This window comes from Allobosea minatitlanensis, from assembly GCF_964020775.1.
Genome location: NZ_OZ224509.1, coordinates 2,826,079 through 2,841,574, shown reverse-complemented (window position 1 = coordinate 2,841,574; position 15,496 = coordinate 2,826,079). Strand labels below are relative to the sequence as shown.

General features: G+C 69.8%; 15 protein-coding genes. 7 read left to right on the top strand and 8 right to left on the bottom strand.

From position 1 onward, the window contains the following. Positions 1-108: 108 nt before the first annotated feature. On the bottom strand, positions 109-372 hold the full coding sequence (locus tag ACWH43_RS13965) for a DksA/TraR family C4-type zinc finger protein (RefSeq protein ID WP_158444664.1): 264 nt from the start codon (positions 370-372) through the stop codon (positions 109-111). An 81-nt stretch (positions 373-453) separates the two neighbouring features. Beyond that, complete coding sequence (locus ACWH43_RS13960; RefSeq protein ID WP_448153517.1) at positions 454-2,007, bottom strand: undecaprenyl-phosphate glucose phosphotransferase; 1,554 nt, start codon at positions 2,005-2,007, stop codon at positions 454-456. A 517-nt stretch (positions 2,008-2,524) separates the two neighbouring features. Here ACWH43_RS13960 and ACWH43_RS13955 point away from each other — a divergent pair. Together ACWH43_RS13955 and ACWH43_RS13950 are read left to right on the top strand one after the other, a co-directional pair. Next, positions 2,525-2,899, top strand: a complete 375-nt coding sequence (locus tag ACWH43_RS13955) for a DMT family transporter (protein WP_158446247.1) — start codon at positions 2,525-2,527, stop codon at positions 2,897-2,899. Beyond that, positions 2,896-3,231, top strand: a complete 336-nt coding sequence (locus tag ACWH43_RS13950) for an SMR family transporter (protein WP_260349538.1) — start codon at positions 2,896-2,898, stop codon at positions 3,229-3,231. Before ACWH43_RS13955 ends, ACWH43_RS13950 begins: the two co-directional genes overlap by 4 nt. On the opposite strand, the gene ACWH43_RS13945 is transcribed toward ACWH43_RS13950, so the two are convergent. Both ACWH43_RS13945 and ACWH43_RS13940 read right to left on the bottom strand, forming a co-directional pair. Next, positions 3,218-4,348: a glycosyltransferase gene (locus tag ACWH43_RS13945; RefSeq protein WP_448153661.1), complete on the bottom strand. Its 1,131-nt coding sequence runs from the start codon at positions 4,346-4,348 to the stop codon at positions 3,218-3,220. The genes ACWH43_RS13950 and ACWH43_RS13945 overlap by 14 nt on opposite strands. Before the next feature lie 74 nt (positions 4,349-4,422). After that, entirely contained in the window at positions 4,423-4,983 is a 561-nt protein-coding gene (locus tag ACWH43_RS13940) for a polysaccharide biosynthesis/export family protein (RefSeq protein ID WP_158446249.1), read from the bottom strand. Positions 4,984-5,186: 203 nt separating this feature from the next. Here ACWH43_RS13940 and ACWH43_RS13935 point away from each other — a divergent pair, with 203 nt between their 5' ends. Then, positions 5,187-5,654, top strand: a complete 468-nt coding sequence (locus tag ACWH43_RS13935) for a DUF3617 domain-containing protein (RefSeq protein WP_158446250.1) — start codon at positions 5,187-5,189, stop codon at positions 5,652-5,654. A gap of 445 nt (positions 5,655-6,099) precedes the next feature. After that, positions 6,100-8,271, top strand: a complete 2,172-nt coding sequence (locus tag ACWH43_RS13930; protein ID WP_158446251.1) for a GumC family protein — start codon at positions 6,100-6,102, stop codon at positions 8,269-8,271. A 57-nt stretch (positions 8,272-8,328) separates the two neighbouring features. Here the strand turns inward: ACWH43_RS13930 and ACWH43_RS13925 are convergent, their stop codons facing one another. Further along, complete coding sequence (locus ACWH43_RS13925; RefSeq protein WP_260349535.1) at positions 8,329-9,558, bottom strand: GNAT family N-acetyltransferase; 1,230 nt, start codon at positions 9,556-9,558, stop codon at positions 8,329-8,331. Positions 9,559-9,687: 129 nt separating this feature from the next. Here ACWH43_RS13925 and ACWH43_RS13920 point away from each other — a divergent pair, with 129 nt between their 5' ends. Beyond that, a complete protein-coding gene (locus ACWH43_RS13920; RefSeq protein WP_158446253.1) occupies positions 9,688-10,740 on the top strand; it encodes a polysaccharide deacetylase family protein in 1,053 nt (350 codons plus the stop codon). 30 nt (positions 10,741-10,770) lie between these two features. Here the strand turns inward: ACWH43_RS13920 and ACWH43_RS13915 are convergent, their stop codons facing one another. Next, on the bottom strand, positions 10,771-10,980 hold the full coding sequence (locus ACWH43_RS13915) for a DUF2842 domain-containing protein (protein WP_158446254.1): 210 nt from the start codon (positions 10,978-10,980) through the stop codon (positions 10,771-10,773). Positions 10,981-11,172: 192 nt separating this feature from the next. On the opposite strand from ACWH43_RS13915, the gene ACWH43_RS13910 reads away from it, so the two are divergent. Both ACWH43_RS13910 and ACWH43_RS13905 read left to right on the top strand, forming a co-directional pair. After that, complete coding sequence (locus ACWH43_RS13910; protein ID WP_260349532.1) at positions 11,173-12,246, top strand: COX15/CtaA family protein; 1,074 nt, start codon at positions 11,173-11,175, stop codon at positions 12,244-12,246. Next, positions 12,236-12,670, top strand: coding sequence for an HIT family protein (locus ACWH43_RS13905; protein ID WP_158446256.1), 435 nt, complete (start codon positions 12,236-12,238; stop codon positions 12,668-12,670). The genes ACWH43_RS13910 and ACWH43_RS13905 overlap by 11 nt, the downstream gene beginning before the upstream one ends. Before the next feature lie 125 nt (positions 12,671-12,795). On the opposite strand, the gene ACWH43_RS13900 is transcribed toward ACWH43_RS13905, so the two are convergent. Next, entirely contained in the window at positions 12,796-14,073 is a 1,278-nt protein-coding gene (locus ACWH43_RS13900; RefSeq protein WP_158446257.1) for an O-acetylhomoserine aminocarboxypropyltransferase, read from the bottom strand. A 67-nt stretch (positions 14,074-14,140) separates the two neighbouring features. Further along, on the bottom strand, positions 14,141-15,370 hold the full coding sequence (locus ACWH43_RS13895; RefSeq protein ID WP_158446258.1) for an FAD-dependent oxidoreductase: 1,230 nt from the start codon (positions 15,368-15,370) through the stop codon (positions 14,141-14,143). Positions 15,371-15,496: the final 126 nt, after the last annotated feature.

The following is a 15,496-nucleotide window of genomic DNA, read 5'->3' as shown; positions in this document are numbered from 1 at the left end:
GCAAATGCTTGCGCGCGAGGCCATGCCTGCGCGCGTCCGGCCGGCGACAGCGGCCGTCTCGCCGGTTCCTCGGAGGGCCTCCCGGAGCGCAAACGCCGGCCGCCGGAGCTATTTGAGCTGGCTGTCCTTGCTGCCGCGCCGGTTATAGGCGCTGGCGGCGGCGGGACGGTCCAGGGCCGTCTGGCAGGCGATGCAGGTGCGGGCGCCAGGCATGGCGCGGCGCCGCGCCTCCGGAATCTCCTCTCCGCATTCCTGGCAGTGAATCTCGCCCGGCCCCGTCGGCAGGCGCGAGCGGGCGAGGCGCACCGCATCGCTGATGGAATCGTCGATCTGGTCCTGAACGGCTCCGTCCGGAGCCCACCCGCTGGCCATGGCTGCACCTCCACCCGGAAGATGGGGCTTGTCGCGCCGGAATCCAGGCCGCTCCCCGCCGCGCCGCGACGGCCCGCGGCCCTAATAGGCGTTCTCGTTCTTGGTCAGGAGGGAGAACGGCGTCTTCAGCAGGATGTAGAGGTCGAGCAGGACCGACCAGTTCTCGATATAGTAGAGGTCGTGCTCGACGCGCCGCTGGATCTTCTCCTCGGTGTCGGTCTCGCCGCGCCAGCCATGGATCTGCGCCCAGCCGGTGATGCCCGGCTTGACCTTGTGGCGGGCGAAATAGCCGTCGACCACCTGCTCATAGGCGCGGTTCGCGGTGTGCGCGTGGATGGCGTGCGGCCGCGGGCCGACCAGCGAGAGGTCGCCCTTGAACACGACGTTGATGAGCTGCGGCAACTCGTCGATCGAGGTCTTGCGGATGAAGCGGCCGACGCGGGTGACGCGCGGGTCGTCGCGGGTGACCTGCCTGGCCGCGGCCTTGTCGGCCATGTCGTGGCGCAGCGAGCGGAACTTCAGCACCTCGACGGTCTCGTTGTTGAAGCCGTAGCGCTTCTGCCGGAAGAGCACCGGCCCCCTGCTGTCGAGCTTGACCGCGATGGCGGTCGCCAGCATCACCGGCGAGAGCGCGATCAGCGCGAGCGTGCCGACGATCTTGTCGAACAGCCATTTGACGACGACGTCCCAATCGGCGATCGGCCGGTCGAAAACGTCGAGGACGGGCACGGCGCCGAGATAGGAATAGGAGCGCGGGCGGAAGCGCAGCTTCGACATATGGGCCGAGAGCCGGATGTCGATCGGCAGCACCCAGAGCTTGCGCAGCATGGTCAGCAGCCGTGCCTCGGCCGAGATCGGCAGGGTGAAGATCACCAGGTCGAGCCGGGTGCGCCGGGCGAATTCGACGAGGTCGTCGATGGTGCCGAGCTTGGGATAGCCGGCGACGAGGTCGGGCGAGCGCGCATCGTTGCGGTCGTCGAAGACGCCGCAGATGCGCAGGCCGGTATCGGGCTGCGCCTCGAGCGCCTCGATCAGCGCGGCGCCGGCCTCGCCGCCGCCGACGATGGCGGTGCGCCGCTCGAGCCGGCCGGAGCGCGTCAGGCGGCGGATGGTGACAGCCGCGGCGAAGCGCCCGGCGATCAGCGCCGCGCCGCCGCCGAGATAGAAGCCGACCAGCCAGCCGCGCGAGATCTGGCTGCCGATCTTCAGCATGAAGATGATCGCGAGCGCGATCAGGAACAGCATGGTCCAGCCGCCGAGCAGGCGCACCGCCGAGCCGGCGAAATGGCGCAGCGCTCCGATCGGATAGAGCCGCAGCATCTGGAAGGTGACGAGCGTGCCGCCGGCGAAGGCCGGGATCGCGATCTGGTAGATGATCGCGGACGCGACGCTGCCCGCCACGTAGAGCCGGTAGACCAGCGTCCCCATGACCAGGACGATCGCGATGTCGAGCAGGCGCGCCAGCCCCTCGATCAGCACCGGCGACAGCGTCGGCTTGACCGGCATGGCCGCGATCCGCTCGGCGAGCGGATGGAAGCGGCGCGTCTGCCCGTTTCCTGATTGCGCGCCCGATGTCGCAGAGGCCGCGCCGGCGGCATCCGCCTTCATCATGTCGCGGACATCGAAAGCACCCATGACGTCCAACCCTCGTCCAGACCGCGGCGTCTCCTGTCGCGGCCGGGGCCGTATACTAGCAGACATTGCTCTCGGAACGCTTAACCCGACTTGAACGATCATACCGCGTTTCCCGGCGATCTGGGGGACGATTCGCGGCTTTGCGAGAGGCCATCGGCGCAGTTTTTTTCGCCGCTTCCGAAGACGTCGAAATTGCCTTTTCGCTTCAAGGGGTTGCCCAAGGTTTTGCGCGCCTGATTTTGCGCTCGTCTGCGAGCGCTTTGGATAATCGATAGTGTTTATCCGTTGACAGAAGGTCTTGGCGCCAGCATATTCCCGCTCGATGAGTGTCTGAGAAACACATATTTCGCGTGATGAGTTCTGCCCTTGCGGCGTTGCTCCCTCCGCGGTTCGGTTTTCCGGAGCGAAGCTCCGGAAAGGCGATTTCATCGGAACTCACGATTTAAAACCCTAACGATTGCTAGGCTGTTCTTGCGGCGCTGATGCGCCGTGCGGCGCGGCTTCGCCCGTGTGCAACATGTCTTTTCATTGGTTGGTTCTGCTCGCGGCCATCGCCGTCGAGATTATCGCGACGGCCGCGCTGAAGTCGGTCGTCTCCGCATCCTGGCTCGTCGGCGTCCTGCCGCTGCTCCTGATCGGATTGTCCTTCGCGCTGCTCAGCGTCGCCCTGCGCGTCATTCCCATGGCGGTCGCCTATGCGGTGTGGGAGGGGCTCGGCATCGTCGGCATCGCCGCCGCCGGGCATGTCCTCTTCGGAGAGCATCTGACGCCGGGGCGGATGGTCGCGCTGGCGGCGATCCTGGCCGGCATCGTCCTGATCGAGGCCGGCGTCGGCCATGGCGGCGGCGAGGAGGAGGGTGAGGCTCTCCCGAGCGAGGGGAGGCATGTGTGAATGTCTCCACCCTTCATCTCATTCCCCTGTTCTGGCTGCTCGGCGCCGTCGTCCTCGAATTGTCGGGCACCTATCTGTTGAAGCGCTCGGACGGCCTGACGCATCGCCTGCCCGGTCTGGGCGGGGTGGTGCTGGTAATGGCCGCCTTCGGCGCGCTCGCCCAGGCGATCAAGGGCATGGACCTCTCGGTCGCCTATGCGGTCTGGGGCGGTGCCGGCCTCGTCGCCACGGCGGTGATCGGCGCGCTCGCCTTCGGGCAGAGGATCACGCCGGCCGGCTGGCTCGGCATCGCCCTGGTGGTGGCCGGCGTGGTCGGACTCAAGCTGCTCTAGCCGCGGGCTCGTCCGCGCGGCGCGCCGCGAGCGCCTCGCGATAGGCGGCGATCACCCCGTCGGTCATGGCGTCGAGACGGAAATGCTGGCGCACATGCCTTGCGAGATCGGTCGCCTCCGCCCGCCGTTCGGCTTCGGGCCTGGCCAGCATGGCGCTGATGGCTCCGGCGAGGACCGCCGGGTCGTCGGCCGGGATCAGGCGGTGGCGATGGCGCTCGCCATAGATCTCGTTGATGCCGCCGACATCGGTCGCGATCATCGGCTGGGCGGCGGCGGCGGCCTCGAGGATGACATAGGGCAGGGACTCCGCGCGCGAGGGGATGACCATGATCCGCGCCTGCGCCAGCGCCTCGCGGATCGGTCCCGGCGGCTCGAAGACGCATTGCTCGGCGATGCCCCGCGCGCGGGCCATCCCCTTCAGCGCCGCCTCGTCCGGCCCCGAGCCAACGATCAGGATGCGCGGCGCCAGATCGTTCCGCCGGCGCAGCAGGGCCAGCGCGTCGATCAGCGTGTCGACGCCCTTCGCCGAGCGCAGCTCCCCCAGATACAGCAGATCGAAACGCGCCTCGCCATGGTCGATCGGGACGAGTTCCGCCTCGGAGATGCCGTTGAGCACGATGCGGTGCGCGGTTCTCGGCGGGTGCCCGACATAGGCCTCGAAGCGGCCGGCGATGAAGCGGCTCTCGAACAGGAACATGTCGGTCGCGCCTTCGAGCAGGCGCTCGACGCCCATATAGATCTTATGCTCGACGCTGCCGGGCCTGTAGTTGAAGCTGCCGCCATGCGGCGTATAGGCCGTGACGTAGCGCCGGCCCGGCGCGAACAGGGCCGGCAAACGGCCATAGACCCCGCCTTTCGAGCCATGGCAGTGCACCACGTTGGGATCGAGCCGCCGGCGCAGCGCGATCTGCGCGATCTGCGCCCGCAGGTCGGTGAGGCTGGGATAGCGCGACATCGGCACCCGGGTGACGCCGAGCGGCAGGGTCTGCGAAAGCGCGCGGAAGACCGCGTCGGCCCGCTCCCCGCCCGTCGTCGAATTGCAGAAGATGCCGACCCGGTGGCCGCGCTCGGCCTGGCCGCGCGCCACGTCGAGCACATGCCTAAAGAGCCCGCCCAGCGGCGCCCGGAAGACATGGAGGATGCTGAGCGGCGCGGCGGCGGCGTCCGCGCGGGCAGGGCCGGGCAGGGGCGTCAGAACCAGCGTTCCTTGATGACGATCGTGTCGCCGGCCTGGACCGGATAGGTGATCGGCACCGTGATCGTGACGGTCTGGCCGTCGATCTGGCGCGTGATCTCGGCGGAGTTGCGCTGGCCGCGCGGGGTGAAGCCGCCGGCGATGGCGACGGCATTCTGCACGGTCATGCCGTTGACGAAGGGGAACTGGCCGGAATTCGTGACTTCGCCGAGGACGAAGAACGGCCGGTAGGTGTCGACCTCGACGGAGACCTTCGGTTCGCGCACATAGCCGCCGCGCAGCTTGGCCTCGATCTCGCGGGCGAGCTGCTGGGTGGTGCGGCCCTGGGCCGAGACCGTATTGATCAGCGGCATCGAGATCTTGCCCGAGCCGTCAACGGCATAGATGTTCGACAGATTGTCCTGGCCGAAGACGATGACGCGCAGCTTGTCGCCGCTGGCGAGCCGGTAGGGGCCCTCCGGCTGGGCCAGCGCGGTGTCCGCCGCCTGGTAGTCGGGCGCGCAGGCGCCTGCCGTCAAGGCGGCGGCCAAGGCGAAGGAGGCGAGGCGACGACTCATCACTGGCTACCCATGCGTAATTCGCGCCGAGCTATAGGACGGATATGGTTAACAAAGCCTTCCGCCGGGCTCCCGGCGCCGCTTCCCGGGGAGCATGGGGCGGCGGGCGTCGGACGGGCGCTCGGAGTTCGCGCCTTATTCTGGCCGCCGCGAGGGACTTGTCTGGCATCGCAGCCCGGATGATTCCCGCGTGGAGATCGCAGATGAGGCCAGCAGCGCTTGCCGTGACCGTCCTCGCGATGGCCGTCCCGGCGCTCGCGGAGGATCTGCCGCAGCGCCGGCCCGGACTTTGGGAGACCCGCTGGCAGGGCGAGCAGGGCGAGGTGGTGGCGAAGCAGTGCCTGGGTCCGGACACCGAACGCTTCCTGGCCGGGAGCCTGGCGGGCGGGACCTGCTCCAAGCTCCTGGTGACCCGGACCGCCACGGGCTACGCGATCGAGACCGAATGCGCGATGGGGCCGGTCAAGGCTTCCGGCAGCAGCGTCGTCACCGGCGATTTCGAGACGGCGATCCGCAGCGAGGGCGCGACGCGGCTGACCGGCATGCCCGGCCAGTCCGCGCCGCTGGAGCGCCGGCTGGTGATGGAGTCGCGGCGGCTCGGCGATTGCGGGCCCGGCCAGAAGCCCGGCGACGTCGTCGCGTCCGGCGGGCCGGGACCCGCGAAACCCTAGGCCGGGCTGAGGATCGTACGCGCTTCGCCCGGGCTGTCGGTATCGGCGCATGATCCGCCAACGTCATTCCGGGGCGGGCCGCAAGGCCCGCGCCCGGAACCCGGAACCGACGGCCCGGCTCGCGAAGGCATCCCCGATCGACCTGCTTCCCGACGAAGGGCATCGGTTCCGGGTTCCGGGCTCATGGCTTCGCCATGCCCCGGAATGACGGTGGTGGTTCCGTACGGGACCGGAATGGCGGTTCCCGTGCCGCGTGCGATATTCAGTCCGATACTTTAGGCACGCAGCCGGGCGCACCGTTACCGTCAGGCGCCCGGCGGCGGAGGGCGCGCACGGCCTTCGCCGGTGGCGTCTTGCGGCATTTACCGGACAATAACCTTACCGCGCCTTAAATGACGCGGCATGCCTGCGGGGATGCGGGAGTTCTGCGTCACATGGGTGGGTCATGACCGCTGAAGCTGGGACCGAGGCACGGGGTGGTGGCGAAGGCCGCGGCGATATGCTCGACCTTTCCGCACTCTGGGCGGCGATCAAGCGCCGGAAGGCCTGGATCGTCGTGCCGACCCTGGCCGCGCTCGGCCTCTCCTTCCTCGCGGTGAATGTGGTGACGCCGCGCTATACCGGCGAGGCGCGCCTGCTTCTGGAGAGTCGCAGCGGCTTCTATGCTTTGCCCGGGCAATCGGCGCCGGATACCTCCGGCCAGTTCGATGCCGAGGCGGTGCAGAGCCAGGTGCAGGTCATCATGTCGCGCGACCTGGCGCGCGAGGCGATCAAGCGCATCGGCCTCGTCGGCAATCCCGAATTCGATTCCGGCGCCGGCGCGCTCGGGGCGCTGCGCAAGGTCGCGGTGATGATCGGGCTCGGCACCCATCCGGCCGACCGCTCCCCGGAGGAGCGGGTGCTGGAGAAGTATTTCGACCGGCTGCTGGTCTATCCGGTGGCGCGCTCGCGCATCGTCGCGATCGAGTTCACTTCGCAGGACCGGGCGCTCGCGGCGAAGGCCGCCAACGTCATCGCCGAGACCTATCTCGAATTCCAGGAGGCGGCGAAGCAGGACAACGCCCGCAGCGCCTCCGCCTGGCTCTCGACCACGATCGAACCCCTGCGCAAGCGCGTGGCCGAGGCCGATGCCAGGGTCGAGACGTTCCGCGCGAAGCACGGCCTCTTCGCCGGCCCCAACAATACGAGCATCACCTCGCAGCAGCTCGCCGACCTTTCCACCCAGCTTTCCGCCGCGCGCAGCCAGCAGGCCGAGGCCCAGGCCAAGGCCGGGCTGATCCGCGACGCGATCAAGCGCGGCCGCACCTTCGAGATCCCGGACGTCGCCAACAACGAGCTGGTGCGCCGGCTGATCGAGCAGCGCGTCACCCTGCGTGCCCAGATCGCGGCCGAGTCGCGCAGCCTCCTGCCGGGCCACCCGCGCATCAAGGAGTTGAACGCCCAGCTCGGCGACCTCGAAGGCCAGCTCCGCGCCGCCGCCGAGCGCGCCGTCCGCACGCTGGAGAACGAGGCCAAGATCGCCGGGCAGCGCGTCGAGAGCTTCCAGGCCGCGCTCGACGGCCAGAAGAAGAGCGTCGCCTCCGCCAACGACAATGAGGTGCAGTTGCGCGCGCTCGAGCTCGACGCCCGCACCCTGCGCGAGCAGCTCGAGCAGTACATGCAGCGCTACCGCGAGGCCGCCGCCCGCGACACGCTGAACGGCGCCCCGGCGGATGCGCGCATCATCTCGCGCGCCGTCGAGCCGACCGATCCCTCCTTCCCGAAGAAGCTGCCGATCGTGCTGGTCTCGACGCTCGCGACCTTCCTGATCGCGCTGGCGACGATCGTGACGCGGGAATTGCTCAACGGGCAGGCGCGCCCCTTGCCGCCGACGCCGCAGGGGCCGCGCTGGGTGTCCGTCGGCGAGGAGGACGAGGAGGGGCGCAGGCCGGAGGGCCCGGCGCCGGAGCGGCCGCGCCGGGATGCGGTTGCGGGCCTGCTCACCCATGCCGGCCGCCTCGGCCAGATCCGGCTCGACCCCGAGAAGCCGGAGGCTGTGCTGGTCGCGCTATCGGAGCGGACAGATGAGCCGCCGCCGGGGCTGGCGCCGCTCGCGCTGGTCCTCGACGCCGGGGGCGAGGGCGCGGCGGGACCGCGCGATCTCGCCGAGGCGCTGTCGCAGCGCTGCCGCTGCATCCTCCTCGATCTCGCCCGCGACGACGATCACGGCGAGCCGGGCTTTTCGGAGCTGCTGGCCGGCGAGGCGCTGTTCTCCGACATCATCATGCGGCAGGCCGGCTCGCGCCTGCACAGCATCGGGCCGGGCCGGGCCGGGCGCGAGGCGGTGTTCGCCGCGCCCGATCTGGTCGATGTCGCGCTCGAGGCGCTCTGCGAGACCTATGACTGGGTGCTGGTCGCCGCCGCCTCGAACGACGAGGGCGCGATGCTGGAGCCGGTCGCGCGCCGCGCCCAGGGCGGGCTGGTGATGAGCGGCCAGGCCGGAAACGGCCATGCGCTCGAGGCGGGCTATCGCCTGAGCGAGCTGGTCAAGGGGCCCGTCTCGCTGGTGCTCGATGCCGAGCGCGCCCCGGCGATGGCGCGGATGCCGCGCGTCGAGGAGGAGCCGGCGGAGGCCTGAGCGCGCCGCCTCGACGCTGCCCGGATGGCGGGATCCCTCGGCCGGGCATGGCTGCTTCTATTCGCCGCCCGTCGTCTCGGCCGGCCGCCGCCTGAGCCAGCGGGAGGCGCGCTGCGCCAGCCTGAGCGCCCTGGGCGAGCTCTTGATCCGCCGCTTCAGCTCCCGCTTCGCCTGCGCGACCCTGACGAACCACCGGCCCTTCAGGGTCAGCGGCAGGAAGCTGTCGACGAGGTCGTCATGCGCGTCGCAGAAGGTCGTCTTGTAGCGCGCCTCGCCGACACCGAGATCGAAAGCCGCGAAGTTCTCGCTGCATTTCAGCCGGATCAGCTCGGCGAGCAGAAGCTCGCCCGGGCTGACCCGCGCGGTCTCGCTGGCCATGTCGAAGGAGGTCGCCATGCCCGAGAAGCGGCCTCCCTGGACGGCGCCGACATAGGTGGCGACGCAGGCGCCCTTCAGGTCGAGCGTATAGAGCTCGACGGCGGGCTGGGCCTCGCCGTCGCCTGTCGCCGCCCTGGCGAGGAAGGTGCGCATCGCCGGCTCCTCGAAGGGATCGGGCACGCCCATGCGGCGGAAGCGCTCGGCCTTCTGCTGCAGGAAGGCGTCGACCGCCCGTTCGATCTCGGCCGGCGTCCGGGCGCGCGTCACCGTCGAAGGGCCGAAATCGGCGAGGCGGCTGCGCTTGTTCTTGAGCTTCTTGCGGGCGTGGCCGCTCATCGAGCGCCTGAGCGTGGCCTCGCCGTCGCCGGGAATCAGGGCGAGCCTGTAGGCCCGGCTCGGGCTCGGCCCGGCCGCGAGCAGGGCGGCGGGGTTGGCGATGTCGTGCCACCGCGTCGGCTGGTTGATGAAGACCAGCGCGTCGAGCCCGCCGATGGCCCGGCCGATCTCGGAGAGCATCCGCGCGGCGAGCCCGGCGTCGAGCCGTTCCGCGAAACCGGGCGCATAGAGGCCCATATGGTAGTTGGCGTGCTTGCCGCCGATGAATTCGGCGAAGCGGATGCCGCTGCGCCGGGTGATCGCGAGCGGGAGCAGCGCGCAGAGAGCGCCCTCCGCGTCCCGCAGCAGCGCGTAGCGGAATTCCATGCCATGGGCCGCACCCACCGTCTCGACGAAGGCGCGCACCCAGCCATGGCTCTGATAGGGGGTGACCAGCGCCCGCGCCTCGAAGCCGCGCCACGCGGCCGCGATCGCGGCGATCTCCGTCTCGACCGCTATCGACGCCCAGGGCGCGGCGGCGGCCCCTGAGGAGCCGGCGGGTCGGGAGGAGGAGGGCGGAATGGGGGCAGGCACGCGCCGTCGCCTCGCGAGCAGGACAGGACGGCCCTTCCTTAACCCGGCATTGTGAACGGATCGGTCAAGATCCTGAGGCCGGCGGCGCGATCGCGCGATAGCGTTAGCGGGCGGTTGCACGGACAGGCGATGAACGGACGACACAGGGCCATCGCGGCCGCATTCAGGATCATGGCGGCGACCGGCGCCGACCGCTGGAGCCGGGGCTTCGCTCAGGGGAAGGGCGTCATCCTGACGCTCCACCATGTCCGCCCGGCCGGGCCGCGCGGCTTCGCGCCCAACGCGCTGCTCGAGATCACGCCGGATTTCCTCGACGCGGCGCTCGGCCTGATCCGGGGCGAGGGCTACGACCTCGTCTCGCTCGACGAGGCGCTCGCCCGGCTGCGAAGCCCGAAGCGCCGGCGTTTCTTCGTCGCGCTGACCTTCGACGACGGCTATCGCGACAATGTCGAATATGCCTGGCCGGTGCTCGCGAAGCATGGCGCGCCCTGGACGCTGTTCGTGACGCCGGGCTTCGCCGACCGCACGGCCCGGCTCTGGTGGCTGGAGCTTGAGGAGGCGATCCGGGCCCTGCCGCGCCTCGAACTGGCGCTGCCAGGAGGGCGCTTTGCCGCCCGCACCGGGAGCGAGGCCGAAAAGGACCGCGCCTTCGCCAGGCTCTACTGGCGTCTGCGCAAAGGCCCGGAAGCGATTCTCCTGTCGACGGTTTCCGATCTGGCACGGCAGGCCGGCATCGACCCGGCCGCGCTGGTCGCGCGCGAATGCCTGCCCTGGGAAACTTTGCGCGCCCTGTCCGGCGCGCCCGGAATCGCGATCGGCGCCCATACGCTGACGCATCCGATGCTGGCGAAGCAGGACGAGGCGACGGCGCGGCGCGAGATCGCCGAGAGCAAGGCGAGGCTCGAAGCCGAGCTCGACCTGCCCATCCGCCATTTCGCCTATCCCGTGGGCGATCCCGGCTCGGCCGGGAGGCGGGAGTTCGCGCTGGCCGCGGAGGCCGGCTTCGACAGCGCCGTCACGACCCGGCCGGGGCATCTGATGCCGGAGCATGCCGGCCAGCTCCACGCCCTGCCGCGCGTCTCGCTGAACGGCCTCCACCAGAACGAGGCGGCGCTGCGGGCGCTGCTCTCGGGCCTGCCCTTCTGGCTGCGCGACCGCGGCCGGCGGTCGGATCCGGGGTAGGGCGCGGCTGCTCTGCGCAAGCGCTGCGCCCTACGCCTCGTCCCGGCGCTCCATCCAGCGGATCAGCGGCAGCAGCGGCAGCACCCAGGCGAGGCCGAGCGCGACATAGGCGATGCCCTGCACGAGCTTCGAGGCCTCGGTGATCCGCCCCTGCGCCAGCGCCATCGCGACGAGCGCATAGACGCAGACGAAGACCAGGATCAGCACGGTTCCGACCAGCTTGCGCGTGCGTTGTTTCATCGGTTTCCCTGCCGGGTTCGGCTCTGGCTCGGCCGCTGCTGCGGCAACGCGATCATTGTCGCGCTGTCGCGACGGGTCTAAAGCATGTCCCGCAAAAGCGGGTACCGTTTTTGCGACCAGAATTTGCTTCCTTCGCGCTATGTCACCCTCGACCGCGCTTGTGAAGCGCCACCGCGTCCAAGGGTCCGTCGCGTGAGCATTGCCTTGAACCAGCCGGCCGCCGCACCGGCCCTGACCGCGAACCATGCCGGCATCCGCCGCTGGCTCTGGACGGTGGCGGGGCTCGTCTTCCTGATGATCGTCGTCGGCGGCGCGACGCGGCTCACCGGCTCCGGCCTCTCGATCACCGAATGGAAGCCGATCACCGGCGCCATGCCGCCGCTCTCCGCCGCAGCCTGGGCCGAGGAGTTCGCCAAGTACCGGGCGAGCCCGCAATACCAGATCCTCAACAACGGCATGAGCCTCGGCGAATTCCAGTTCATCTACTGGTGGGAATGGGGCCATCGCCAGCTCGGCCGCTTCATCGGCCTCGTCTTCCTGGCGGGCTTCCTCGTCGTGGCGCTGCGCCGGCTGCTGCCCGGCCGCCGCGTCGCTCTCCTCTTCGGCATGGGGCTGCTGCTCGGCCTGCAGGGGGCGATCGGCTGGATCATGGTGGCCTCCGGCCTGGAGCCCGGCATGGTCGCCGTCGCGCCGGTGAAGCTGACGCTGCATCTCACCTTCGCCGGGCTGTTCTTCGCCTCCGTCGTCGCCTTCGCCACGGCGTTGACGCCGCAGCGCCGGCCCGAGACCGCCGGCAGCCCTGCCATGGCCTGGCTGCTGCTGGCGCTGACCTTCGTCCAGATCGCGCTCGGCGGGCTGGTGGCGGGCTCCAAGGCCGGCTTCGCCTTCAACACCTGGCCGATGATGGACGGGGCCCTGGTGCCGCCGGGCTCGCTGCTCTTCGCCAGGCAGCCCTTCTGGGAGAACTTCGTGGACAATGTCGCGCTGGTGCAGTTCAACCACCGTCTCGGCGCCTATGTCCTGCTCGCGGCCGCTCTCTGGCAGCTCTGGCGGCTTCAGCGCGCGGCGCCGCGATCCAGCGCGGCCCGGCGCGCCCGCGCCATCGCCGGCATCGTCGCGGCGCAGGCCGTGCTCGGCATCGTGACGCTGCTCCTGGTGGTGCCGCTCTGGGCCGGGCTGGCGCATCAGGCGCTGGCCTTCGCGGTGCTCGCGATGGCCGTCGTCCATCTCACCCGCCTGGCGGCGAGGCGTGCCGATGTCGTCTGATTCCTGCCTGTTCTGCGGCATCGCGGCGGGCCGCATCCGGTCGCACCGCGTCGCCGAGACCGAGAACCTCGTCGCCTTCCTCGACATCGCTCCGGTGCGGCCGGGCCATGTCCAGATCGTGCCGCGGGCGCATTACCCCTATTTTGACGAATTGCCGCCGGAGCTGGCGGCCGAGATCGTCCAGCTCGGCCAGCGCGTCGCCAAGGCGCTGAAGGCGATCTACGGCGTCGGCCGCGTCGCCTTCCTGTTCACGGGCAACGATGTCGCGCATGCCCATGCGCATCTCATCCCGATGGTGAGCTCGGACGACGTCACCTCGCGCCGCTACATCGCCGAGGAGGTCGTGACCTATCGCGCCATGCCGCGCCCTCCCGCCGCGGAGCAGGCGGAGACGGCGGCGCGGATCCGGGCCGAGCTGGGATAGGAGTATGTTTTCATAAGAACGCGGGTCATCCCGGACGCGGCCCTCGGGCCGATCTTCGATCGGCCCGAGGATGAACGCCGCGCGGTCAAGCCCGGGATGACGACGCGGTTCCGTAAAGAAGGCCGTCAGGCCAGCGCCTGATCCAGATCGGCGATCAGGTCCTCGACATCCTCGAGCCCGATCGAGAGGCGCACCACCTGGGGGCCGGCGCCGGCCTGCGTCTTCTGCTCGTCGTTGAGCTGGCGGTGGGTGGTCGAGGCCGGGTGGATCACCAGCGAGCGCGTGTCGCCGATATTGGCGAGATGCGAGAACAGCTTGAGCTTCGAGACCAGCTTGACGCCGGCATCGTAGCCGCCCTTGAGCCCGAAGGTGAAGACCGCGCCGGCGCCCTTCGGCACATAGCGCCTGGCGAGCTCGTGATACTTGTCGCCGGGCAGGCCGGGATAGCTGACCCATTCCACCGCCGGGTGCCTGGCGAGGTGCTCGGCGACCTTCTGGGTCGAGTCGCAGTGCCTCTGCATGCGCAGCGGCAGCGTCTCGATGCCAGTCAGCAGCATGAAGGCGTTGAAGGGCGAGAGCGCCGGGCCGAGATCGCGCAGGCCGAGCACGCGCGTCGCGATGGCGAAGGCGAAATTGCCGAAGGTCTCGCCCAGCACCATGCCGTTATATTCCGGCCGCGGCTTGGAGAGCATCGGGTAGCGGTCGTCGCCGACCCAGTTGAACGAGCCGCCGTCGACGATCAGCCCGCCGATCGAGTTGCCGTGGCCGCCGAGGAACTTCGTGGCCGAATGCACGACGATGTCGGCGCCGTGCTCGAAGGGGCGCAGCAGATAGGGCGTCGCCATGGTGTTGTCGACGATCAGCGGGATGTTGTGCTTCTTGGCGATGGCGCTGATCGCGGCGATGTCGACGATGACGCCGCCCGGATTGGCGACGGATTCGATGAAGATCGCCTTGGTCTTCGGCGTGACCGCCTTGGCGAAGCTCTCGATATCGTCCGGATCGGCCCAGATCACGTTCCAGCCGAAGCTCTTGTAGGAATGGTTGAACTGGTTGATCGAGCCGCCATAGAGCTTGCGGGCGGCGACGAACTCGTCGCCCGGCTGGAGCAGGGCGTGGAAGCTCAGGAACTCGGCCGCATGGCCGGAGGCGACGGCGAGCGCGGCGGTGCCGCCCTCCAGCGCCGCGACGCGCTCCTCCAGCACCGCGTTGGTCGGGTTGCCGATGCGGGTATAGATGTTGCCGAAGGCCTGCAGGCCGAACAGCGAGGCGGCATGGTCGACATCGTCGAAGACGAAGGAGGTCGTCTGGTAGATCGGCGTGGCGCGCGCGCCCGTCGCCGCGTCCGGCGCGGCCCCGGCATGGATTGCGAGCGTGTTGAAGCCGGGCATCCGGTCGGTCATGGCGTGCTCCCTGAAGTGATCTGATATGCGAATGCTCTGTTCGATTTAACGAACGGTCCTCGCAGCGTCAATTCGGCCGGGCGGGCGCGAGCTGCGGGCCGATATGCTCGGGGCGGAACCCCATGCCGACGAGCCGGGCGGGCAGGCGCCGCAGCGGCGGGAACCAGCGCAGCAGCTCCAGCGGGAAGGGCGGCTTCACCGGGCCGCCGCCGGCGAGGATCGGCGTGATCACGCGGTTCTGGATCGCCACCTGCAGCGCCTGGGTCGCCCGGGTCGGAAAGCTGCGGCGCTCCTGGATGGCAGCGAGGTCGGCGTTCGTTACCCGCTTCTCGCGCAGCGGCACCGCGAGCCGGTTGGCGGCGGCGACGGCGTCCTGGATGGCGAGGTTCACGCCGACGCCGCCGATCGGCGACATGGCATGGGCGGCGTCGCCGATGCAGATGAGCCCCGGCTGCCACCAGCGTTCCAACCGGTCGACCGCGACCGAGAGCAGCTTGAGGTCGTCCCAGCTCGCGATCTCGCCGACGCGGTCGGCCACGACCGGCAGCAATGCGGCCAATCCTGCCTTGAAGGCGTCGAGCCCGGCGGCCCGCAGCGTCTCCAGCGCGCCCTTGGGGATGACATAGGCGCATTGCCAGTAGCTGCCCCGGTTCAGCATCACGGCGAAGCGCCCGCGTTCGACCTGGCCGAAGGTCTGGCCGGCGTCGCTCTCGCGCCGCGACAGCCGGAACCAGAGCACGTCCATCGGCGCGCCGATCTCCCGGACGGTGAAGCCGCCGGCCTGGCGCAGGTCGGAATGGCGCCCGTCCGCCGCGACGACGAGATCGGCCCAGATCGTCGTCTCGCCCTCCGGCGTCTCCACCGTGACGGCGGCGACCCGGCCGCCCGAGCGGACCAGCCCGGTCGCCTTCGTCCGCATCAGCAGCCTGAAAGCCGGCAGCGCGCGGCCGCGATCCGCCAGGAAATCGAGGAAGTCCCATTGCGGCATGAAGGCGATATAGGGCGCGGCCACCGGCAGATGGCTGAAATCCGCGATCGGGACGTCCCTGTCGCCGAAGCGGGCGACGATGCTGCGCTCCTCGGTGTGCGGCAGCTTGAGGAAATCGTCGAGCAGGCCGAGTTCCTGCATCAGTTGCATCGTCGAGGGGTGGATGGTGTCGCCGCGGAAATCGCGCAGGAAGTCGGCATGCTTTTCCAGCACGGTGACCTCGACGCCGGCCCGCGCCAGCAGGAAGCCGAGCATCATCCCCGCCGGGCCGCCCCCGGCGATGCAGCAGGTGGTGGCAAGCTCGCGCATAATCCTGCGTCCCGTGAGAATGGGCTTCGGAGTCCAGCCTAGAGCAGGTTGATTCGGTGCGGAAGCGCGCGGTCGTCGCGGGCGACCGGAGGAGAGCCGGGATCGGTGCCGGAGCCTTTCCAGCAA

Excerpts from the sequence above, each read along its gene's own strand:
- ACWH43_RS13940 (WP_158446249.1), bottom strand. The coding sequence starts at position 4,983 with ATGAGTCGTCGCCTCGCCTCCTTCGCCTTGGCCGCCGCCTTGACGGCA.
- ACWH43_RS13920 (WP_158446253.1), top strand. The coding sequence starts at position 9,688 with ATGAACGGACGACACAGGGCCATCGCGGCCGCATTCAGGATCATGGCG.
- ACWH43_RS13900 (WP_158446257.1), bottom strand. The coding sequence starts at position 14,073 with ATGACCGACCGGATGCCCGGCTTCAACACGCTCGCAATCCATGCCGGG.
- ACWH43_RS13905 (WP_158446256.1), top strand. The coding sequence starts at position 12,236 with ATGTCGTCTGATTCCTGCCTGTTCTGCGGCATCGCGGCGGGCCGCATC.
- ACWH43_RS13930 (WP_158446251.1), top strand. The coding sequence starts at position 6,100 with ATGACCGCTGAAGCTGGGACCGAGGCACGGGGTGGTGGCGAAGGCCGC.
- ACWH43_RS13895 (WP_158446258.1), bottom strand. The coding sequence starts at position 15,370 with ATGCGCGAGCTTGCCACCACCTGCTGCATCGCCGGGGGCGGCCCGGCG.
- ACWH43_RS13935 (WP_158446250.1), top strand. The coding sequence starts at position 5,187 with ATGAGGCCAGCAGCGCTTGCCGTGACCGTCCTCGCGATGGCCGTCCCG.
- ACWH43_RS13915 (WP_158446254.1), bottom strand. The coding sequence starts at position 10,980 with ATGAAACAACGCACGCGCAAGCTGGTCGGAACCGTGCTGATCCTGGTC.
- ACWH43_RS13960 (WP_448153517.1), bottom strand. The coding sequence starts at position 2,007 with ATGGGTGCTTTCGATGTCCGCGACATGATGAAGGCGGATGCCGCCGGC.
- ACWH43_RS13965 (WP_158444664.1), bottom strand. The coding sequence starts at position 372 with ATGGCCAGCGGGTGGGCTCCGGACGGAGCCGTTCAGGACCAGATCGAC.
- ACWH43_RS13955 (WP_158446247.1), top strand. The coding sequence starts at position 2,525 with ATGTCTTTTCATTGGTTGGTTCTGCTCGCGGCCATCGCCGTCGAGATT.